The sequence below is a fragment of the Loktanella fryxellensis genome (assembly GCF_900110065.1).
In the GTDB taxonomy this organism is placed as follows: Bacteria; Pseudomonadota; Alphaproteobacteria; order Rhodobacterales; family Rhodobacteraceae; genus Loktanella; species Loktanella fryxellensis.
Map to the genome: position 1 here is coordinate 46,344 of NZ_FOCI01000012.1, position 18,760 is coordinate 65,103.

The window sequence follows — 18,760 nt, forward strand, 5'->3', positions numbered from 1 at the left end:
AAGGCCCGCCATGACCCAGATCGCCGACATCCGCTTTCTCGACACCGACCTCGACGCGCTGGCGGCGACGCCCGGCCTGATCGCGGTGCTGGTGGCCGCCGACGGGCGCATGGACGCAGGCGCGCGCAAGATCAACGGCCTGACGCGCAAGGCGCTGTCCCGGCTGGCGGATACCGATGCCTTTGGGCGGGCCAAGACAGGCGACGTGTTCCGCCTCGGCCATCCGGCGGGACTGATCGCGGATGCGGTGCTGGTGGTGAAGTCTGATGGCAAGCCCGACCAGACGCTGGCCCGCCGCATCGGTGCCAACCTGGCGCGGCTACAGGGCGGACTGCCGCTGTGCGTGGTGCTGGGCAAGGCCGCGCTGGCGCAGGACGTGGCCCTCGGTCTGGCGCTGCGGGGCTATGCGTTCACGGACTACAAGACCGACAAGGGGCTGGCACCGGGCGCTATCACGCTGATGGTGGCGGACCCCGAAGGCGTGGCGAAGGCCGCCCACACCGGCATGGCTGTCGCGGAAGGTGTGTTCTTTACCCGCGATCTGACGAATGAACCCGCCAACGTCCTGACCACCGACGATTTCGCAGCCAGACTTGCCGCGATGCAGGATCTGGGGCTGGAGGTCGAGATCCTCGAAGAGGCGGAGTTGAAGGCGCTTGGCATGGGCGCGCTGCTGGCCGTGGGGCAGGGATCTGCCAGCCCCTCCAAGGTGGTGGTCATGCAGTGGCGCGGGGCGGGCGATGCGGCCCCCTTTGCGCTGGTGGGCAAGGGCGTCGTGTTCGACACCGGCGGTATCAGCCTCAAGCCCGGCGCGGGCATGGAAGACATGACCATGGACATGGGCGGCGCCGCTGTCGTCGCGGGCGTGATGCGCACGCTGGCGCTGCGCAAGGCCCGCGCGAACGTCGTGGGTCTGGTGGGTCTCGTGGAAAACATGCCCTCCGGCACCGCATACCGCCCCGGCGACGTGCTGACCTCGATGAAGGGCGACACGATCGAGGTCATCAACACCGATGCGGAAGGCCGCCTCGTGCTGGCGGACGTGCTCTGGTATGCCCAAGACCGGTTCAAGCCGGTGGGCATGATCAACCTTGCCACCCTGACGGGGGCCATCCTGATCGCGCTCGGGCACGAACATGCGGGCGTGTTCAGCAATGACGATGCACTGGCCGATGCGTTCCTTGCGGCGGCCAAGGCCGAGGGCGAGGGCGCGTGGCGCCTGCCGCTGACGCCCGCCTATGACCGGCTGATCGACAGCGGCATCGCCGACATGAAGAATACCGGCGGCCGCACCGCGGGGTCGATCACGGCGGCGCAGTTCCTGAAACGCTTCGTCAAGGACGACGTGCCGTGGTGCCATCTGGACATAGCTGGCATGGCGTCGGTGAAACACGACACGCCGCTGGCACCCAAGGGTGCGACGGGCTGGGGCGTCATGGCGCTGAACCGCCTGATCGCCGACCGCTTCGAGGGGTAGGGTGCCGTGGGTGCGGTGTATTTCTATCACCTGACCGACAGCCCGCTTGAGGCGGTCCTGCCCATGCTGCTGGACCGTGCGCGCGGGCAGGGCTGGCGCGTGCTGGTGCGCGGGCGCGGTGCGGCGCTCTTAGACCGTCTCGATCAGGCGCTGTGGGACGGGACCGAGGACGGCTTTCGCCCGCACGGTCTGGCGGGCGGGCCGCATGATGCGGATCAGCCGATCCTGCTGGGGGCGGACGTGCCTGCGGACGGCTTTGCCTGCATGATGGCCGTCGACGGGGCCGAGGTGACGAGCGCCGAGGCGGCTGCGCTGGAACGGACCTGCATCCTGTTCGACGGTCAGGACGGCGACGCCGTGGCCCGCGCGCGCGTCCAGTGGAAGGCGATGACCGCCAACGCGATCCTGGCCCAATACTGGGCGCAGGAGAATGGCGCCTGGGTCAAGAAGGCTGAGACGCCAACGCCTTAGAAGGCGAAGCTGCTGTCGAAATCCTCCGGCAGGACAGGCGTTGTCGCACAGGCGGCGAGGGTAACCAGCAGGGTCAGGATCATCAGGGTTTTCATGGCACTCACCGGGTCAGGATCAGCGCATCACCGCTGATCTGGATGTTGGAGAAATTGCGCAGATAGCTCATGCCCAAAAGCGAGCCGTCCATCTGCCCTTCGTTCACGATGGCCTGAACGCCGGTATCGGTCAGATCACCGAGGCTCACGCTGTCCAGCGTCACCTGTGCCGTCCCCACCACGCCATTGGCCGTGCTGGCCTGCCCGAGGTAGCGCAGCCCGTCCACGTCGATCCCCAAGGCTGCCGCGTCGTCGCGGCTCAGCACCATCTGGCTGGCACCCGTATCCACCATGAAGGTCAGCGGCATGCCGTTCACGGTGGCGCGGGCATAGTAATGGCCGTCCGCCTGCAGCGGCAGCACGATCTGGCCGTCCGTGCCCACGCTTTGCTGCGATGCGACGCTGTTGCGGATGTCGCCCCACAGACCGACCGCAGCGATCACGCCGACAAAGATCAGGCCCCAGATGCCCGCCTGCTGCGCGACGCGGCCCATGTTGCGACGATGCGACAACAGATAACTGCCGGCGATCACCGCGACGAGCAGCGACAGATAGGCGACCTGCATGATCTGATCCGTGTTCATGGCCCCGATATAGGGATCAGAACGTCAGATCGAAACCCCGCAACCCATCAAGGATGAACTGTACCGACAACGCTGCCAGCAGCATCCCCAGCAGACGCGTCACCACGTTGATCCCGGTCTTGCCCAGCAGGCGTTCCAGCATCCCCGCCGCCATGAACAGCGCGAACACGATGCCGATGACGATGACCATGACGCCCAGCACGGCACCGACGCCCAGCGCGCTGTCCGCCTGACCCGTCAGCAGGATGATCGTGGCGATCGCCCCCGGTCCCGCGATCAGGGGAATGGCAAGGGGGAAGATCGAGGGGTCGTGGCCAGGGTCGTCATGCGCCTCGTCCGCGTTGTCCTGACGCCGCGCCTGACGCCGCTCGAACAGCATGTCGAGTGCGGTGATGAACAGCAGCACACCGCCAGCGATCTGGAACGCGGGCATCGAGATGCCGATGAAGGCCAGCAGCGCTTCTCCGAAGAAGGCGAACAGCAACAGCAGGCCGATGGACACCAGACACGCCCGGATGGCGATGGCGCGGCGCTGCGCGGACGTCATGCCCTGCGTCATGGCGATGAATAGCGGCGCCAGACCGATGGGATCGATGACGATGAACATGGCCGTGAAGGCGGCGATCAGGGCGGGCAGGTCGGTCATGGGTGCGGGCCTCTGGATGCCTCTCGGGTGAACTTGGCTCCGCCAAACTACTGCGGCGGGCGTTTATCTTGTCAGTTGAATGGGATGCAGGGCGCGGTTCATGCGGCTGCCCCCGGACCCTCCGGGGGGAGTATTTGACAAAAAGCGAGGAGGCGGGTCACGCCTTTTCCGCCTTCTCCAGCTTTTCGAGCGAGGCCATCCACATGGACTCCGCGCGCGACAGGCCGTCCATGACCTCGGCGTATTTCTTGTTCCACGTCGCCAGCTCGCCGATGCGGGCATCCTCGTACAGCGCGGGGTCGGCCAGCTTCTTGGCCAGCTTGTCGCGCATGTCGTTGATCTTGGCCACGCGTTCCTCGTTCTTGCGGGCATCGGCGCGCAGGGCGAGGATTTCGTCGCGGGTGGGTTTGACCACCTTGGGGGCGGCGGGTTTGTTCGTGTTGGCGGGCTTTTCGGGCGTCAACAGCATCCGGCGGTAGCTGTCGAGGTCGTCGTCAAAGGGCTTCACATGCCCGCCCTTCACCAGCCACAATCGGTCCGCGACCATGCTCAGTAGGTGCATGTCGTGGCTGACAAGGATGACGGCGCCGGAATAGGCGGTCAGCGCCTCCACCAGCGCCTCGCGGGACTCGATGTCGAGGTGGTTGGTCGGCTCGTCGAGGATCAGCAGGTGCGGCGCGGGCAGGGTGGCCAGCAGCAGGGAAAGACGCGCCTTCTGACCGCCAGACAGGCGACCCACGGCGGTGTCGGCCTGATCGGCGCCGAGGCCGAAGCCGGCCAGGCGCGCGCGCAGTTTCGCCTGACCTTCCTCCGCGCGTTCGCGCAGCAGGTGTTCCAGCGGCGTCTCCTCGATCCTGAGCTCGTCCACCTGATGCTGGGCGAAGAAGCCGATCCGCAGCTTGTTCGACGTGACCATCGTGCCACGCGCCAACTCAAGTCGGTTCGACAGCATCTTGGACAGTGTTGATTTGCCCTCTCCGTTGCGACCCAGTAGGGCGATGCGGTCGTCCTGGTCGATGCGCAGGTTCAGGTCGTGCAGCACGATGGTGTTGCCATAGCCCACGGCGCCGCCTTCGACGCTGATGATGGGGGGCGACAGCTCCTCCGGCTCCGGAAAGGTGAAGACCGTGCGCGCCGCATCTGCGGGCACACGGATCGTTTCCATCTTTTCCAAGGCCTTCACGCGGGATTGCGCCTGCTTGGCCTTGGACGCCTTCGCCTTGAAGCGGTCCACGAATTTCTGCAGGTGCTCGCGCTTGGCGTCCTGCTTTTTTGCGGCGGATGTCAGCAGCGCGATCTTTTCGCTGCGCTGGCGGGCGAACTGGTCGTAGGTGCCGGTGTAGTAGATCAGCCCCTTGTTCTCGAGGTGCAGGATGCCGCCGACGGACCGGTTCAACAGCTCGCGGTCGTGGCTGACGATCAGGACCGTGTGGGGATACTTGGCGATATACGCCTCCAGCCACAGCGCCCCTTCGAGGTCGAGGTAGTTGGTCGGCTCGTCCAGCAGCAGCAGGTCGGGTTCGGAGAAGAGCACCGCGGCGAGGGCCACGCGCATCCGCCAGCCACCGGAGAAGGCGGAACAGGGCATGCGCTGTTCCTCGTCGGTGAAGCCAAGACCCTTGAGGATGGTCGACGCCCGGCCTTCTGCGCTCCACGCGTCGATGTCGGCGAGGCGGGTCTGCACCTCTGCGATGCGCATCGGATCGGTGGCGGTATCGGCCTCGGCCAGCAGCGCCTCGCGCTCTGCGTCCGCGCGCAGGACCGTATCGATCAGGCTGACCTCGTTGCCGGGCACCTCCTGGCTGACGCCGCCGATCTTCCAGCCGCGGGGCAGGCTGATCGTGCCGGTGTCCAGCACCATCTCGCCGCGGATGATGCGGAAGAGTGTGGTCTTGCCGGTGCCGTTGCGGCCAACGAGGCCGACCTTGTGACCCGTGGGGATGGTGACGCTGGTGTGTTCCAGCAGCGTGCGGCCTTCGACGGAATATGTGATGTCTGAGATTTTGAGCATGGCCGCCGCATAGCAGGTGCGGCGGCCATGGGAAAGCAGGCTTTAGCGGCGTTCCGCCTCCACGTCGCGGTTCCAGATCGTGGGGTCGATGCCGCGGTTCAGGTCCGGGTGATCCTTGAACCGAAAGAGCGGCACGCGGCCCTGCGCCTTCTGGTCGAAGTAGTCGCGAGTCAGGCGTGCGACGGTCTTTGACAGGATCAGGATGGCGGTGATGTTGATGGTCGCCATGACCGCCATGCTGGCGTCGGCCAGGTTGAACACCGCGCTGACGGGCTGCACCGCACCCCAGAACACCATCCCCATGACCGCCGCCTTCAGCACCAGCAGTGGCACCGTCTTGCCCAGCCCTAGGAACTCCATCGCGGATTCGGCATAGGAGTAGTTGCCGATGATCGAGGTGAAGGCGAAGAACAGGATCGCGATGGCAATGAAGATCGGACCGGCGGTGCCGATATGTTCCGACAATGCGTTCTGCGTCAGCACCATGCCCTGCGCGCCATCGGGACCGTAGTCCACCGCGCCTGACAGAAGGATCATCAACGCCGTGGCCGTGCAGATCACGATGGTGTCGATGAACACGCCAAGCCCCTGCACCAGCCCCTGGCTGGACGGATGATGCGGGTCGGGGACGGCGGTGGCCGCGATGTTGGGGGCGGATCCCATCCCCGCCTCGTTGCTGAACAACCCGCGCTTCACGCCGTTCAGCAGGGCCGCGAGGATGCCGCCGGTGAACCCGCCCGCCGCCGCCTCGAACCCGAAGGCGGATTTTACGATCAGCGCCAGCATCGCCGGCACTTCGTCGATATCGATGATGATGACGTAGAGGGCGACCAGCAGATAGATCCCGGCCATCGCCGGCACGATCCGTTCGGCGACCTTGGCGATCGACCGGATGCCGCCAAAGATCACGATGCCCGCAACCGCCGCCACGCCCAGTCCGGTCATCCAGCCGGGAATGCCGAACGCCCCGGCCATGGATTCGGAAATCGAATTGCTTTGCACCGCTGAAAAGATCAGGCCGAAGCTCAGGATCAGGCAGACGGAAAAGACATAGCCCATCGTGCGGCTGCCCACGCCGTTTGCCATGTAGAACGCCGGCCCGCCGCGGTACTGCCCTTCGCCGTTGCGCACCTTGTACAGCTGCGCCAGCGTCGATTCCGCATAGGCGGTGGCCATGCCCAGCAGCGCCACGATCCACATCCAAAAGATCGCCCCCGGCCCGCCCAGATAGATCGCCACAGCAACCCCGGCGAGGTTGCCGGTGCCGACCCGGCTGGCGAGGCTTACGGTCAGGGCCTGCATCGGCGTGATGCCGTTGGCGGACGTGGCGCGTGATCCCGTGATGACGCGAAAATACTCGGGAAAGTGTCTGAACTGGATGAAGCCGAGGCGCAGGGTGAAGAACAGCCCCGTGCCGAGCAGGCCGTAAACCAGCACGTAGTTCCACAGCACAGTGTTCAGGAAATCGACGATGGCATTCACGGCGCGGCCCTTTTTACAACGGAAAGTGAACGGAGTGTAACGCTTGGCGCGGCCGCGACAATGTGCCGTTCACCATTTTGGACGCGCGGGGCGTGTCGGTCATTGCTCCACCGGTGCTGCCTCGACCGTCTGATCGCCGGTCCATTCCGTCTCGATCCGCACCGTCACCAGATCGCCGACGCCCATCGTGCTGCCTTCGGCGGGCACGCCGTAGCCCATCCCGAACGCGGTGCGGCTGAACGCGCCGGTTGCGGAAAACCCGATGCGGGCATGCGGCTCGAACTGACCGGCCAGCGAGTTGCCGTTGAACGTCGCCTGCAGGATGACGGGCTGCGTCATACCGTGCAGGGTCAGATCGCCGCTGATGTCGGCGGTCGTGTCGCCGGTCGGCGTGACGCCGGTGCTGACATAGCTGATCTGCGGAAACTGGTCGGCATCGAAGAAATTGGGGCCGAGCAATTCTTCGCGGAACCCCAGCGGCGGCGTCGGAAGATCGAGGGAGGCGACATTGACCGTTACCGACAGTTGCGCGCTGGCCTGGTCCGCGGGGTCGAGTTGCAGCGTTCCTTCCAGCGTGTCGAAGCCTGCGGTGTAATTGGACATCCCGATATGGTTGACCGAGAACGTCAGACTGGTGTGCGACGGATCGAGGGCGAAGGTCTGGGCTGGCGGCAGAGCGTCCTGCGCTGACAGTTGCGTGGCGCACAAGAGGGCGATGAGGAGGGGCAGGCGCATGGCGGTATCTCCGTTTGGCTCACCCCCACAGAGCGCCGGGCGATGTCCTGCGTCAAGCACGGCAGACCGCGCCCGCGCCCTTTTCACCGCATCCCCCCCATGCTAGGGCACCGCCAGCAATCAGCGCCGCAGCGCGGCACCAACCCGAAAGAGGCACCCATGGCCATCCAGCGCACGTTTTCGATCATCAAGCCCGACGCCACCAAGCGCAACCTGACCGGCAAGATCGTCGCCAAGTTCGAGGATGCCGGCCTGCGCGTCGTCGCGTCCAAGCGCATCCACATGACGCTGGCACAGGCGCAGTCGTTCTACGGCGCACATTCCGAGCGCGGCTTCTTCGGCGAGCTGTGCGAATTCATGATCTCCGAGCCGGTCGTCGTGCAGGTGCTGGAAGGCGAGAACGCCATCCAGAAGAACCGAGACGTGATGGGTGCGACGAACCCCGCCGACGCGGCTGACGGCACCATCCGCAAGGAATTCGCACTCTCGATCGGCGAGAACTCGGTCCACGGGTCCGATTCGCCCGAAGCCGCCAAGGAAGAGATCGCATTCTTCTTCTCGGGCCTCGAACTGGTCGGCTGAAGACGAAGAAGGCGGGCCATCAGCCCGCCTTCACCTTGTCATGCGAACTGGGGCTGTCCGACCGGGACGGCCCCTTTGCGTTCCAGATGCGACCGCAGCATCGCCACGTTGCGGCGGTTCGCCTTGAACTTGGCGTCGAACAGATCGCCAAGGACGGGCACCATGCCGATCAGCCCTTCGGTCAGCGTGTTCGCCATCATCCGGCCCACCAGGTGCGACGGTGCACCCATGCGGCGCGCCTCGTTGATGATGAACAGCGACGGCACCAGCGTCAGCAGATCGCCGACCACAGGCACCAGACCGACGATCGCGTCGTATCCGACCCGCAGCCCGATCACCGGAATGCGGAACAGCGTGTCCATGCGATGCGCCAACCCCTCGAGGCGGGCCAGACGGGCAGCCGTGTCCATCAGGCGTGCCGCGGGCCGGTGCGGGCGATGACCCAGATCGCGTGGACCAGACCCGGGAAGTAGCCCAGAATCGTCAACACGACGTTGATCCAGAAATGCTTGCCAAGGCCGACCTGCAGGAACACGCCCAGCGGCGGGATGATGACGGACAGGATGATACGGATGAGGTCCATGTGCAGGACGCCTTTCATGATGCGTTTTCAGGCCCCCAACGCAGTCGGACCTGCGCGGTTCCATCGGATCACTTGCGCAGGTGGCGGTCGGTGACGCCGATCCGGTCCAGAAACGCCTCCAGCTCCGTACGGACCGGGTCCGCGTGGCTGGCCTTCAACGCGTCGAACTGCACACGCATTGCGTCCTTCTCTGCGCCCTTGCAGTCGTTCCACGGACGCCCCTGCAGCGCCATGTGCAGGACGTAATAGCTGATGAAGTGGGGGGCGAAACCGTTGGCCAGCAGGCGGGCATAGGCGGCGTCGGCGCCAAGGGCGCGCAGCGTTTCCGCATCCGGTACGCCTGCGGCGGTCAAAGCGGCCTCCATCGCTGGGCCGAGGTTGCGGATGCTGGAAATGGCGGTCAAGGGCGCACCTCGCGGGGTCTGCGCCAACCATAGGGAGTCCGCATCGCCACGTCACGGCGGCGATGCGGGTCGGGTGCCATCAGATGCTGGCGAAATCCCGAAAGAGAGGGAGTGGCTGACCCTGCTGACGCTGCTCGGCGCCGCTTTGGGTCTGCTGATCCGTCACGAATGTCGTGCCTGTCTGCTGCTGCTGCGGGGTGACGTCACCCTGCTGTTGCTGGTCGTCCGCCATTTGAGAGGCGTTGTGTTGGCTGGGCATTTTGGGTCCTGATGAATGGCCGTCGGTGGGTCTGGTCTGCAATCCTTGGCCCGTCAGAGGGCTTGTGGACAAGTGTGAACTGCTTCGCTGTCGCGCAAGTGACACGACTGTGGCGCGATTAGGGCAATTCTGCTGCCATGACCCGACCCGATTTCACTTCGGCCCACGCTTGAGCGGACCCTTGCCGACCGGCTTGCGGGGACCCGCCTTGCCAGCCGCACCGGGCGGCACGAATCGCTTGGAGGTGTCGCCGGGGTTGGCCTTGGGACGCGCGGGCGCGCCATCCGCCTTGGCAAAGGCCGGCTTGCCGCCGGGCTTGCCGAACGGCTTGCCCGCGGGTTTGCCGTCGGACTTGCCCTTCCACGCGGGCTTGTCGCCGCCTGCACCCTCGGACTTGCCCTTCCATGCGGGTTTCGCACCGGGGGCGGTGTCGGACTTGCCTTTCCACGCGGGTTTGGCACCCGCGGCGGCATCGGCGCGGCCCTGATAGCCGATCTTGCCCTTGTAGGCAGGCTTGTCGCCCCCCTCGGACTTGCCCTTCCACGCGGGCTTCGCGTCGCCATCGGCGCGGTAGGGCGCGCGGGCCGGTTGGGCGTCGTCGCCCTTGTTGTTCCACACGGGCTTTGCACGGGGGGCGGCCGGGCGTGGCTTGTTCAGATCGACGACCGCATCGCCGTGGTCGCGGCGTTCCGGCTTGGCGAACGGCTTCGCCTTGTCGGCGCGGGGCTTGCGCGGCTTCTCGAAGGTGTCGCCCTGCGGTGCGATGGCAGCCACGTCGTCCTGACGGCTCGGCGGTGGCGGCGTGCTGTCGCGGGGCTTGTATTCACGCGGCTTGTACTCGCGGGGTGCGTCGTCGTCGCGCTTGGCATAGGCCTTCTTGTCAGGGCGCGCGCCTCGGTCGGAAATCTGCGGCACGCCGTCCACTTCGGACAGTTGCGCCTGGTTTTCCAGCTTCATCTCGGGACCGACGGCGCGCAGGAATCCTGCGGCGGCACCTTCGGCGATCTCGACAAAGGTTTCGTCCGCCTGAATGCGGATCGCGCCGATCTCGGTCTTGGTGATGTCGCCGGCCTTGCACAGCATCGGCAACAGCCAGCGGGCCTCGGCCTTCTGGTCGCGGCCCACGTCGACGCGGAACCACTTGGACGGACCGAAGGCCGCCTTGCGCTCCTTCGGCGCCGTCTCGCGGCCCTCGCGCGGGGCGGGGGCGTCGTAGGCGGTCAGATCCTCTGGCGCGGATTGCTTGCCCTGATACAGGCGCAGATAGGCGGCGGCGATCTGGCTGGCGTCGTATTGGGCCAGCAGGCGCGCCGCAAAGGCGGTCTCGTCCTCGGTGAAGGTCGCGGACCAGATCTCGTCGCCCAGCAGGCGTTCTTCGTCCTTACGCAGGATCTCATCGGCGGACGGCGGCATCGCCCACGTCGCCTGCAGCTTGCCCCATGTCAGGAGGTTTTCCGCCCGGCGGCGCATCTTGGGCGTCACGATCATGGCGGATATGCCCTTGCGCCCCGCACGGCCCGTGCGACCGGACCGGTGCAGCAGGATTTCCGCGTTGGTCGGCAGTTCCGCGTGGATCACCAGTTCGAGGTTCGGCAAATCGATGCCGCGCGCGGCCACGTCGGTGGCGACGCAGACCTTGGCCCGCCCGTCGCGCATCGCCTGCAGCGCATGGGTGCGTTCCTGCTGGGACAATTCGCCGGACAGGGCCACGACGGAAAAGCCCCGGTTGCTGAGCCGCGTGGTCAGACGCGTGACCATCGCGCGGGTGTTGGCGAACACGATGGCGTTCGGCGCATCGTAGAACCGCAGCACGTTGATGATCGCGTTGTCGGCGTCATGCTGCGCCACGCTCAGCGCGCGGTATTCGATGTCGGCGTGCTGGCCTTCCTTCGTCGTGGTGGCGACGCGCACGGCGTCCTTCTGATAGGATTTCGCCAGCTTCACGATGGTCGGCGGCACGGTCGCGCTGAACATCAGGGTGCGACGCTCGGGCGGGGCTTCGCCCAGAATGAACTCCAGATCGTCCTTGAACCCCAGATCGAGCATCTCGTCCGCTTCGTCCAGCACGATGGCGCGGATGTCGGACAGGTCGATGTTCTGGCGGTTGATGTGGTCGACCAGACGGCCCGGCGTGGCCACGACGATATGCGCGCCGCGGTCCAGCGTGCGCCGTTCTTCGCGCACATCCATGCCGCCCACGCAGGACGCAAGCACGGCGCCCGTGCCGCCGTAAAGCCACATCAATTCGCGTTTCACCTGCAATGCCAGTTCCCGTGTCGGTGCCACGATCAGCGCCAAAGGGCGGCCTGCGGGGCCGAACGTGCCGTCTTCGGCCAGAATGGTCTTGCCGATGGCAAGGCCGAAGCCCACGGTCTTGCCGGACCCGGTCTGCGCACTGACCAGCAGGTCCTGACCATCCAGGGCCGCATCCGTCACCGCCTCCTGCACCGGGGTGAGGGCGTCGTAGCCCTTGGCAGCGAGGGCGCGGGCGAGTGTGTCGATCATGGGGCAGGGGTCCGGACATAAAGGTAAGTCATGCGCCCTAAGGCTACATACCCGGTCTGTCCAGTGTCAAATCATGCGAACAGGGCGGGTTCCCGCTGTCGTCATGCGTCGCGTCCAGCGGCGGTGGACGACGTAGGCCGCAACCGCCAGCAGCGCGGGCAGGACAAGGGCGGCCAAACCGGGGGTTGGGGGTGCCATCGCGTCGGACCCCGGCGACAGGCGGAACGCCATCTGCGCCGACAGGGCGAACCCGTTCCACAGGGCATGCAGGATCACCGCGGGCCAGACGCTGCCCGCCTGCACCGTCAGCGCGCCGAACAGCAGGCCCAGCCCGGTGGAGCTTGCGATCTGGATGATGGTCAGCCCGATGTCCTGCCCGACGAAGGCGTTGACCACATGGAACAGCCCGAACAGCACGGACGAGGCAACGATGGCCCAACCGGTGCTGATCCGTGACCGCAACCCGTGCAGCAGGACGCCGCGGAACAGGCCCTCTTCAAAGAGCCCGATCAACAGGGCGAGGGCGACGATCTGCACCAGCGGACGCAGCAGCGGCGTACTGCTGCCCAGTGCCACCAGCGCGCCCCATGACAGGCCGACCGCGATCGTCGCGGGGCCGATGAACCAGCCGCTCATCCGCCACCCCGCGGGGTCCGACGGACCGCGCAGCCCGGTTGTGCGCAACCAGCCCAGCACCGCGATCAGCACGAGAAGCGCCGTGGCGACGATGCCTTCGGTCACGATATAGGGGCCAAGGTCGTCCATCGCGATGGCGCCGGTGCCGCCCGTCACATCGACGGGACCCGCCAGCACCAGCGGCAGCGTGAACCACACGACGAACAGCGCAAGGACGGCCAGTGCGACGGTGAACGGGTGGCGGGCGGCGATGGTCGAAAAGGGGCGCATCGGTGATCCTGTCGGTGTGGGTCGCCTCACAGATGGGCGGTGCGGGCCGCCTGACCAGTCACGATTGCGCAGATGCGGCGAACCATGCGTCGATGGCGGGTTCCAGCGCCTGCCACACGGCGGGTGCGCCGCGCAGCACCTGCGCACCCACGCGGGTCTGCAACTGCGCGCGCGTCACGCGGTAGGCAGGCCACGTGCCGCCGCCCGTCGCAAGGTTCGCCATCACCGGCTGCACCCGGTCGAGCGCCTTGGCGAAAATCGCGTCGTCGCTCGTCGCCGCCTCGAATTCCTGCCACAGCGCCAGCAGTGCCGCGCCCTGTGCCGCGGGCAGCAGGCCAAAGATGCGGTGCGCCGCGCGCGCCTCGATCAGGGCATGGGCGGCGTGATCGCGGCCTGCCGCATGCACCGGTACGTCGCCCGCGTCGATTTCCACCAGATCATGGATCAGCAGCATGGCGATGACGCGGGCCGTATCCACCGGGCGCGCCGCATGTTCAGCCAGCGTCAGCGCGTACAGCGCCAGATGCCAGCTGTGCTCGGCACTGTTTTCGCGCCGCGATCCGTCGAACAGGGTGGTCGCGCGCAACACCGTCTTCAGCCGGTCGGCCTCTGCGAGAAAGCGCAGACGCGCCGCCGTGTCGGGGTCGAGGGTGGGGCATGTGCGGTCGAGCAGCCCAATTGAATAGGCATAGAGGGCGGGCCAGTCGTTCGCCAGCGATGCCGTGCGGCCCGTCGTCAGCAGCGCGCGGGCGATGTCGCGGTCCACGTCGGTCTGGGCCACGTTGCCCAGTTCCTGCATCAGGGGCTGCGCACTGTCGAGCGTCCGGACGGTGCGTGCGACAGGTGTCGTCGCAGCCTCGAACGACTCCCACAGGGCGCGAAAGGCCTGCCCCTGATCGTCGGGCAGCAGCGGATAGAGCCTGTCGGCGGCGGCCCGTTCCAGCATCGCGATAGCCGCGTAATCCTGCGGCAGGTGGATCGGATGATCGCCTGCATGGACTTCGATCAGATCGTGCAGCAGGGCCATGGGGATGGCGGGGTCAGGGGCGCCCCACACCAGCGCCCACAGGGCCAGATGCCAGGAATGTTCTGCCGTGTTCTCGCGCCGGGTGCCGTCCATCAGGGCGTTGGCGCGGGTCACGGATTTCAGGCCGTCAGCCGCGCGCAGGAACGCAAGCTGGTGCGACAGTCGGTCCCCCGCGACGCCTGTCACGGTGCCTTCGACCGCCGCGCATCAAGCAGCGCGCGCGCCCGCGCCTCTGCCCGCAGGACGCGGATGGATGTCAGATAGCTTTCCTGCAGGGTCTGAGACGACATGCCGAGGATCTCGCCCACCTGATCCACGATGCCCGCGTCGCCGCTGTGCGTGGCATCGGCCAGCGCAAGGCGGGCGAGGTCGAGGGCGACATCATCGACGTGGGACATGACGCCTACCGCGTGTTTTCGGTCAGGCGGCGGCGGACATAGGATTTCACCGACGCGATCATCGGGTCCATGTGCGGATCCTCGAAGAAGTGGCCCGCGCCGGGCACTTCCTCGTGCGTGACGATGATGCCTTTCTGGTCGTGCAGCTTGTTCACCAGATTGACTGTGTCGGCGGGCGGGGCCACGCGGTCGGCGGCGCCATTAATCACCAGACCCGACGCCGGGCAGGGGGCGAGGAAACTGAAGTCGTACATGTTGGCGGGCGGGCTGACCGAGATGAAGCCCGTGATCTCTGGCCTGCGCATCAGAAGCTGCATGCCGATCCACGCCCCGAAAGAGAACCCAGCGACCCAGCAATGCTTGGCGTTGTTGTTCATCGACTGCAGGTAATCGAGGGCCGAGGCCGCGTCAGACAGCTCTCCGATGCCTTGGTCGTATTCACCCTGGCTGCGTCCGACGCCGCGGAAGTTGAACCGCAGCACCGTGAAGCCCATGTTGTAGAACGCGTAATGCAGGTTGTAGACGACACGGTTGTTCATCGTGCCACCGAACTGCGGATGCGGGTGCAGCACGATGGCAATGGGCGCGTCGCGGTCCTTCTGCGGGTGGTAGCGGCCTTCGAGGCGGCCTTCGGGACCGGGGAAGATGACTTCGGGCATGCGCGTTCCATCTGGCTTGGGGGTGGCACCGGGCAACCTTGACGGACGACCGGTGTCACCTTAGAAGTATTCTAAGTTTGCGCGGACCGGGTCCGCGCATCGTCGTCGGCCTGACCTAGTGGTGTCGCGGGCCATCGTCAATCTATATGCAGGGCACGCCCTGCCGGGAGGACCGCCGTGAAGCTGAGCACAAAGGGCCGTTATGCGATGGTCGCCCTTGCGGATCTGGCCCTGCAGCCACCCGGGACGCTGGTCAGCCTGACCGAGATCGCCAAGCGGCAGGACATCAGCCTGCCCTATCTGGAGCAACTCTTCGTTAAGCTGCGCCGCGACGGTCTGGTCGAATCCGCCCGCGGACCCGGCGGCGGGTACCGCCTTGCGCGGGCTGCGTCCGACATCCGTGTGTCGGAGATCCTGGGCGCCGTGGACGAGACGGTCAGTGCGATGCACAAGGGCGCCGGTGCGTCCGGTGGCGCGTCCGGCAGCCGCGCCCAGTCGCTGACCAACCGCTTGTGGGAAGGGCTGAGCGCGCATGTCTATGTGTTCCTGCACCAGACCCGGCTGAGCGACGTGGTCGGCAACGCGATGGTGCCGTGCCCTGCGGTGCCGGCGCTGTTTGAGGTGGTGGATGAGTGAGCGCGCGGGTCCGGCGCCGCTGGGGGCGCTGCCCCCGGCCCGAGGGGGCCTCCCCCGGAGTATTTGCGTAAAAAGCGAAGAGGCTGGCGCATGAGCCGCGTCTATCTGGATCACAACGCGACGGCACCGCTGCATCCCGCGGCGCGGGCGGCGATGATCGCGGCGATGGATGTCGTCGGCAACCCGAGCGCTGTCCACGCCGAAGGACGCGCCGCCAAGGCGCTTCTGGAGCGTTGTCGCCGAGATGTGGCCGAGGCGCTGGGGGCGGGTGTGGCGGATGTCGTCTTCGTGTCCGGCGCGACCGAGGCGGCGGCGTTGCTGCTGGCCGGGCGCGGCCTGCGCGGGTCGGATCTGGAGCACGAGGCGGTCCGCGCCTGGGTCGCGTGCGACCTGCCGGTCGTGGCAGGGCGCGTGGTGGTGGACGATCCTAGTCGGGCCGTGGTGCAGCTGGCCAATTCAGAGACGGGTATCGTTCAGGCGCTGCCCGTGGGCCTCGCGGTCAGCGACGTGACGCAAGGCTTTGGCCGGATTGCGTTTTCCCATGCGTGGTCCGGCGTCGATGCGGTCTTTCTGTCGGCGCACAAGTGCGGCGGTCCCAAGGGTGTGGGTGCCATCGTCGTGCCGCAGGGCGCGGAGGTTGCCGCACAGCTGCGTGGCGGCGGGCAGGAGATGGGGCGGCGGGCCGGCACCGAGAACCTGATCGCGATCGCGGGTTTCGCTGCTGCGGCGACCGCCGCGCAGGCCGCTCTTGCTGCCGGACACTGGGACGGGGTTGCGCAACTTAGAAATATTCTAGAAGAGGCGGTTGCAGCCGCCGTCCCGGGAACTATTTTCGTCGGGAATGACATGGAGCGGTTGCCGAACACCACCTGCATGATTGCCCCCGGCTGGCGTGGCGAGACGCAGGTGATGGCGATGGACCTTGCGGGGTTCGCCGTTTCGGCCGGATCGGCCTGTTCGAGCGGCAAGGTCCGTGCCTCGCCCGTGTTGCGGGCACTGGGTTACGACGACGAGATGTCCCGCTGCGCGCTGCGCGTGTCGCTGGGACCGGAGACGACGGAAGACGAGGTCCTGCGCTTTGCTGCAAGCTGGAGCGCGAAGGCCCAACGGATGAGAGCGGCGTGAGGCCGCAGAAAAGGACGAGCGACATGGCTGCACTGGATGTGGACGTCAAGGACGGTGTCGATCAGGACACCGTGGATGCGGTGGCGCAACTCTCGGGTGCCTACAAATACGGCTGGAACGACGACGAAATCGAGATGGATTACGCCCCCAAGGGCGTGAATCCCGACATCGTGCGACTGATCTCCGGCAAGAACGAAGAGCCGCAGTGGATGACCGACTGGCGTCTGAGCGCGTTCGATCGGTGGGAGGGCATGGCGGTCCCGAACTGGGCCATGCTCAAGCTGGCGGACATCGATTTCCAGGACCTCTACTACTACGCGCGCCCGAAAAGCATGGAAGTGCGGCCCAAGTCCCTGGACGAGGTCGATCCCAAGCTGCTGGCGACTTACAAGAAACTGGGCATCCCGTTGAGCGAGCAGGCCATTCTGGCGGGCGTCGAAGGCGCCGTGCCCGACGAAGGGCGCAAGGTCGCCGTCGATGCGGTGTTCGATTCGGTCTCCGTCGGCACCACGTTCCAGAAGGAACTGGCGAAGGCCGGCGTGATCTTCTGCTCGATCTCCGAGGCGATCCGCGAACACCCCGAACTGGTGAAGAAGTATCTGGGCACCGTCGTGCCGCCGACCGACAACTTCTATGCCACCCTGAACTCCGCCGTGTTCTCGGACGGGTCGTTCGTCTACATCCCGCCCGGCGTGCGCTGCCCGATGGAGCTGTCGACCTATTTCCGCATCAACGCCGAAAACACCGGCCAGTTCGAGCGGACGCTGATCATCGCGGACAAGGGGTCCTACGTCTCCTACCTCGAAGGCTGCACAGCGCCCAAGCGCGACGTGGCGCAGTTGCACGCGGCGGTGGTCGAGATCATCATCGAGGAAGACGCGGAGGTGAAATATTCTACCGTGCAGAACTGGTATCCGGGCGATGCGGAAGGCCGCGGCGGCATCTACAATTTCGTCACCAAGCGCGCCGACTGTCGCGGTGCGCGGTCCAAGGTGATGTGGACGCAGGTCGAAACCGGGTCTGCCGTGACGTGGAAATACCCCAGCTGCATCCTGCGCGGCGACGATTCACAGGGCGAGTTCTATTCCATCGCCATCGCCAACAACATGCAGCAGGCCGACACGGGCACCAAGATGGTGCACCTGGGCAAGCGCACGAAGTCGCGGATCGTCAGCAAGGGGATTTCGGCGGGCCGCGCGCAGAACACCTACCGCGGGCTCGTGTCCATGCACCCGCGCGCGAAGGAATCGCGCAACTATACCCAGTGTGACAGCCTGTTGATCGGCTCCGACTGCGGGGCGCACACGGTGCCTTACATTGAGGTCAAGAACAATTCGAGCAGGGTGGAGCATGAGGCGACCACGTCCAAGGTTGACGACGAACAGCTGTTCTACTGCCGCTCGCGCGGCATGGACGAGGAAGAGGCGGTCGCACTGGTCGTGAACGGCTTCTGCAAGGAAGTGCTGCAGGCGCTGCCGATGGAATTCGCCATGGAAGCGCAGGCGCTGGTCGCCATCTCATTGGAAGGCTCCGTGGGATGATGCGAGACATTTCGGGGCATTTCGACGGTGACCTGCGTGTGGACGACGACGCCCGCGTCATGCGCGAGGTGACGATCGAGGGCAACGTGACCGTCGCCGCCGGTATGCGCGTCGTGATCGACGGGGTGGTGGCAGGCTCTTTGCAGGTGGGCCGCGGGGCAGATGTGACCGTGAACGGCAGGATTGTCGGAGAGATCCACAACGACGGTGGTCGCGTCACGGGCGTCGGCATGCATCACGACGTGCAGGGGCCTCCCGCGTCCTGAGGGCGCGGCCATGGGGGACGGTCAGTGACGCCTTACGTCGTGCCGGTGCTGTTGCTGATCGCCTCGAATGTCTTCATGACGTTCGCGTGGTATGGGCATCTCAAGTTTCCCGGTCAGGCCCTGTGGGTCGTGGTCATGATCAGCTGGGGGATCGCGTTTTTCGAGTACTGGCTGGCGGTTCCGGCGAACCGGATGGGCCATCAGGTGTATTCGGCGGCGCAGCTGAAGACGATACAGGAGGTCATCACGCTGGTGGTCTTCGTGCTCTTTTCGGTCTTCTGGCTGAAAGAGGGTGTGAGTTGGATGACACTGGCGGGCTTTGCGCTGATGGCGTGTGGGGCTGCACTGGTGTTTCGAGGATAGAAGGA

23 protein-coding genes are annotated in these 18,760 nt (G+C 66.1%); 8 read left to right on the forward strand and 15 right to left on the reverse strand.

From position 1 onward, the window contains the following. The first annotated feature begins 10 nt into the window (after positions 1 to 10). On the forward strand, positions 11 to 1,477 hold the full coding sequence (locus BMX16_RS10475; protein ID WP_089902867.1) for a leucyl aminopeptidase: 1,467 nt from the start codon (positions 11 to 13) through the stop codon (positions 1,475 to 1,477). Between the two features lie 6 nt (positions 1,478 to 1,483). Further along, positions 1,484 to 1,948 (forward strand): DNA polymerase III subunit chi, encoded by a 465-nt coding sequence (locus BMX16_RS10480; RefSeq protein WP_089902870.1) that lies wholly within the window; start codon positions 1,484 to 1,486, stop codon positions 1,946 to 1,948. On the opposite strand, the gene BMX16_RS10485 is transcribed toward BMX16_RS10480, so the two are convergent. From BMX16_RS10485 to BMX16_RS10510, 6 genes are all read right to left on the reverse strand, one after another. Next, positions 1,945 to 2,043 (reverse strand): DNA polymerase III subunit chi, encoded by a 99-nt coding sequence (locus BMX16_RS10485; RefSeq protein ID WP_245731478.1) that lies wholly within the window; start codon positions 2,041 to 2,043, stop codon positions 1,945 to 1,947. The two genes, BMX16_RS10480 and BMX16_RS10485, sit on opposite strands and share 4 nt — an antisense overlap. Positions 2,044 to 2,048: 5 nt before the next feature. Continuing rightward, positions 2,049 to 2,609: a retropepsin-like aspartic protease family protein gene (locus tag BMX16_RS10490; RefSeq protein ID WP_245731479.1), complete on the reverse strand. Its 561-nt coding sequence runs from the start codon at positions 2,607 to 2,609 to the stop codon at positions 2,049 to 2,051. Positions 2,610 to 2,643: 34 nt separating this feature from the next. After that, complete coding sequence (locus BMX16_RS10495) at positions 2,644 to 3,273, reverse strand: MarC family protein (protein WP_089902878.1); 630 nt, start codon at positions 3,271 to 3,273, stop codon at positions 2,644 to 2,646. A gap of 157 nt (positions 3,274 to 3,430) precedes the next feature. Next, positions 3,431 to 5,284: an ABC-F family ATP-binding cassette domain-containing protein gene (locus tag BMX16_RS10500; RefSeq protein WP_089902881.1), complete on the reverse strand. Its 1,854-nt coding sequence runs from the start codon at positions 5,282 to 5,284 to the stop codon at positions 3,431 to 3,433. A gap of 42 nt (positions 5,285 to 5,326) precedes the next feature. Further along, positions 5,327 to 6,766 carry an alanine/glycine:cation symporter family protein gene (locus BMX16_RS10505; RefSeq protein WP_089902884.1) on the reverse strand — a complete coding sequence of 480 codons (1,440 nt, stop codon included), beginning with the start codon at positions 6,764 to 6,766 and terminating at the stop codon, positions 5,327 to 5,329. Positions 6,767 to 6,865: 99 nt separating this feature from the next. Then, the gene (locus BMX16_RS10510) at positions 6,866 to 7,501 is read right to left on the reverse strand and encodes a YceI family protein (RefSeq protein WP_089902888.1); all 636 of its coding nucleotides are present in this window, start codon (positions 7,499 to 7,501) and stop codon (positions 6,866 to 6,868) included. 159 nt (positions 7,502 to 7,660) lie between these two features. On the opposite strand from BMX16_RS10510, the gene ndk reads away from it, so the two are divergent. After that, entirely contained in the window at positions 7,661 to 8,083 is a 423-nt protein-coding gene (ndk, locus tag BMX16_RS10515) for a nucleoside-diphosphate kinase (RefSeq protein WP_089902890.1), read from the forward strand. A 38-nt stretch (positions 8,084 to 8,121) separates the two neighbouring features. Here the strand turns inward: ndk and BMX16_RS10520 are convergent, their stop codons facing one another. The 9 genes from BMX16_RS10520 to BMX16_RS10560 all read right to left on the reverse strand — a co-directional run bounded on the left by BMX16_RS10520 (position 8,122) and on the right by BMX16_RS10560 (position 14,824). Then, the gene (locus BMX16_RS10520; protein WP_089902894.1) at positions 8,122 to 8,493 is read right to left on the reverse strand and encodes a DUF4112 domain-containing protein; all 372 of its coding nucleotides are present in this window, start codon (positions 8,491 to 8,493) and stop codon (positions 8,122 to 8,124) included. Further along, positions 8,493 to 8,666, reverse strand: coding sequence for a YqaE/Pmp3 family membrane protein (locus tag BMX16_RS10525; protein WP_089903067.1), 174 nt, complete (start codon positions 8,664 to 8,666; stop codon positions 8,493 to 8,495). The genes BMX16_RS10520 and BMX16_RS10525 overlap by 1 nt, the downstream gene beginning before the upstream one ends. Before the next feature lie 68 nt (positions 8,667 to 8,734). Next, positions 8,735 to 9,070, reverse strand: coding sequence for a TfoX/Sxy family protein (locus BMX16_RS10530; protein WP_089902897.1), 336 nt, complete (start codon positions 9,068 to 9,070; stop codon positions 8,735 to 8,737). A gap of 79 nt (positions 9,071 to 9,149) precedes the next feature. Then, positions 9,150 to 9,329: a hypothetical protein gene (locus tag BMX16_RS10535; RefSeq protein WP_089902900.1), complete on the reverse strand. Its 180-nt coding sequence runs from the start codon at positions 9,327 to 9,329 to the stop codon at positions 9,150 to 9,152. Positions 9,330 to 9,482: 153 nt separating this feature from the next. After that, the gene (locus tag BMX16_RS10540) at positions 9,483 to 11,834 is read right to left on the reverse strand and encodes a DEAD/DEAH box helicase (RefSeq protein ID WP_089902903.1); all 2,352 of its coding nucleotides are present in this window, start codon (positions 11,832 to 11,834) and stop codon (positions 9,483 to 9,485) included. 66 nt (positions 11,835 to 11,900) lie between these two features. Then, positions 11,901 to 12,740, reverse strand: a complete 840-nt coding sequence (locus BMX16_RS10545; protein WP_089902905.1) for a CPBP family intramembrane glutamic endopeptidase — start codon at positions 12,738 to 12,740, stop codon at positions 11,901 to 11,903. A gap of 58 nt (positions 12,741 to 12,798) precedes the next feature. Next, complete coding sequence (locus BMX16_RS10550; protein ID WP_245731480.1) at positions 12,799 to 13,953, reverse strand: HD domain-containing protein; 1,155 nt, start codon at positions 13,951 to 13,953, stop codon at positions 12,799 to 12,801. Then, positions 13,950 to 14,165 (reverse strand): hypothetical protein, encoded by a 216-nt coding sequence (locus tag BMX16_RS10555; protein ID WP_089902908.1) that lies wholly within the window; start codon positions 14,163 to 14,165, stop codon positions 13,950 to 13,952. Before BMX16_RS10555 ends, BMX16_RS10550 begins: the two co-directional genes overlap by 4 nt. A gap of 5 nt (positions 14,166 to 14,170) precedes the next feature. Then, positions 14,171 to 14,824 (reverse strand): alpha/beta hydrolase, encoded by a 654-nt coding sequence (locus BMX16_RS10560; RefSeq protein WP_089902911.1) that lies wholly within the window; start codon positions 14,822 to 14,824, stop codon positions 14,171 to 14,173. Between the two features lie 177 nt (positions 14,825 to 15,001). On the opposite strand from BMX16_RS10560, the gene iscR reads away from it, so the two are divergent. From iscR to BMX16_RS10585, 5 genes are all read left to right on the forward strand, one after another. After that, on the forward strand, positions 15,002 to 15,460 hold the full coding sequence (gene iscR / locus BMX16_RS10565; RefSeq protein WP_089902914.1) for a Fe-S cluster assembly transcriptional regulator IscR: 459 nt from the start codon (positions 15,002 to 15,004) through the stop codon (positions 15,458 to 15,460). A 90-nt stretch (positions 15,461 to 15,550) separates the two neighbouring features. Further along, positions 15,551 to 16,585 carry a cysteine desulfurase family protein gene (locus BMX16_RS10570; protein WP_089902916.1) on the forward strand — a complete coding sequence of 345 codons (1,035 nt, stop codon included), beginning with the start codon at positions 15,551 to 15,553 and terminating at the stop codon, positions 16,583 to 16,585. Between the two features lie 23 nt (positions 16,586 to 16,608). Then, the gene (sufB, locus tag BMX16_RS10575; RefSeq protein WP_089902919.1) at positions 16,609 to 18,126 is read left to right on the forward strand and encodes a Fe-S cluster assembly protein SufB; all 1,518 of its coding nucleotides are present in this window, start codon (positions 16,609 to 16,611) and stop codon (positions 18,124 to 18,126) included. Next, on the forward strand, positions 18,123 to 18,392 hold the full coding sequence (locus BMX16_RS10580) for a bactofilin family protein (protein ID WP_089902922.1): 270 nt from the start codon (positions 18,123 to 18,125) through the stop codon (positions 18,390 to 18,392). Before sufB ends, BMX16_RS10580 begins: the two co-directional genes overlap by 4 nt. Positions 18,393 to 18,416: 24 nt before the next feature. Beyond that, positions 18,417 to 18,755 (forward strand): DMT family protein, encoded by a 339-nt coding sequence (locus BMX16_RS10585; protein ID WP_281242595.1) that lies wholly within the window; start codon positions 18,417 to 18,419, stop codon positions 18,753 to 18,755. Positions 18,756 to 18,760 lie beyond the last annotated feature (5 nt).

What these genes read in the sequence shown, in the direction of transcription:
- BMX16_RS10475 (WP_089902867.1), top strand. Translation starts at nt 11, where the DNA reads ATGACCCAGATCGCCGACATCCGCTTTCTCGACACCGACCTCGACGCG.
- BMX16_RS10485 (WP_245731478.1), bottom strand. Translation starts at nt 2,043, where the DNA reads ATGAAAACCCTGATGATCCTGACCCTGCTGGTTACCCTCGCCGCCTGT.
- BMX16_RS10490 (WP_245731479.1), bottom strand. Translation starts at nt 2,609, where the DNA reads ATGCAGGTCGCCTATCTGTCGCTGCTCGTCGCGGTGATCGCCGGCAGT.
- BMX16_RS10495 (WP_089902878.1), bottom strand. Translation starts at nt 3,273, where the DNA reads ATGACCGACCTGCCCGCCCTGATCGCCGCCTTCACGGCCATGTTCATC.
- BMX16_RS10500 (WP_089902881.1), bottom strand. Translation starts at nt 5,284, where the DNA reads ATGCTCAAAATCTCAGACATCACATATTCCGTCGAAGGCCGCACGCTG.
- BMX16_RS10510 (WP_089902888.1), bottom strand. Translation starts at nt 7,501, where the DNA reads ATGCGCCTGCCCCTCCTCATCGCCCTCTTGTGCGCCACGCAACTGTCA.
- ndk (WP_089902890.1), top strand. Translation starts at nt 7,661, where the DNA reads ATGGCCATCCAGCGCACGTTTTCGATCATCAAGCCCGACGCCACCAAG.
- BMX16_RS10520 (WP_089902894.1), bottom strand. Translation starts at nt 8,493, where the DNA reads ATGGACACGGCTGCCCGTCTGGCCCGCCTCGAGGGGTTGGCGCATCGC.
- BMX16_RS10525 (WP_089903067.1), bottom strand. Translation starts at nt 8,666, where the DNA reads ATGGACCTCATCCGTATCATCCTGTCCGTCATCATCCCGCCGCTGGGC.
- BMX16_RS10535 (WP_089902900.1), bottom strand. Translation starts at nt 9,329, where the DNA reads ATGCCCAGCCAACACAACGCCTCTCAAATGGCGGACGACCAGCAACAG.
- BMX16_RS10540 (WP_089902903.1), bottom strand. Translation starts at nt 11,834, where the DNA reads ATGATCGACACACTCGCCCGCGCCCTCGCTGCCAAGGGCTACGACGCC.
- BMX16_RS10545 (WP_089902905.1), bottom strand. Translation starts at nt 12,740, where the DNA reads ATGCGCCCCTTTTCGACCATCGCCGCCCGCCACCCGTTCACCGTCGCA.
- BMX16_RS10555 (WP_089902908.1), bottom strand. Translation starts at nt 14,165, where the DNA reads ATGTCCCACGTCGATGATGTCGCCCTCGACCTCGCCCGCCTTGCGCTG.
- BMX16_RS10560 (WP_089902911.1), bottom strand. Translation starts at nt 14,824, where the DNA reads ATGCCCGAAGTCATCTTCCCCGGTCCCGAAGGCCGCCTCGAAGGCCGC.
- BMX16_RS10570 (WP_089902916.1), top strand. Translation starts at nt 15,551, where the DNA reads ATGAGCCGCGTCTATCTGGATCACAACGCGACGGCACCGCTGCATCCC.
- sufB (WP_089902919.1), top strand. Translation starts at nt 16,609, where the DNA reads ATGGCTGCACTGGATGTGGACGTCAAGGACGGTGTCGATCAGGACACC.
- BMX16_RS10580 (WP_089902922.1), top strand. Translation starts at nt 18,123, where the DNA reads ATGATGCGAGACATTTCGGGGCATTTCGACGGTGACCTGCGTGTGGAC.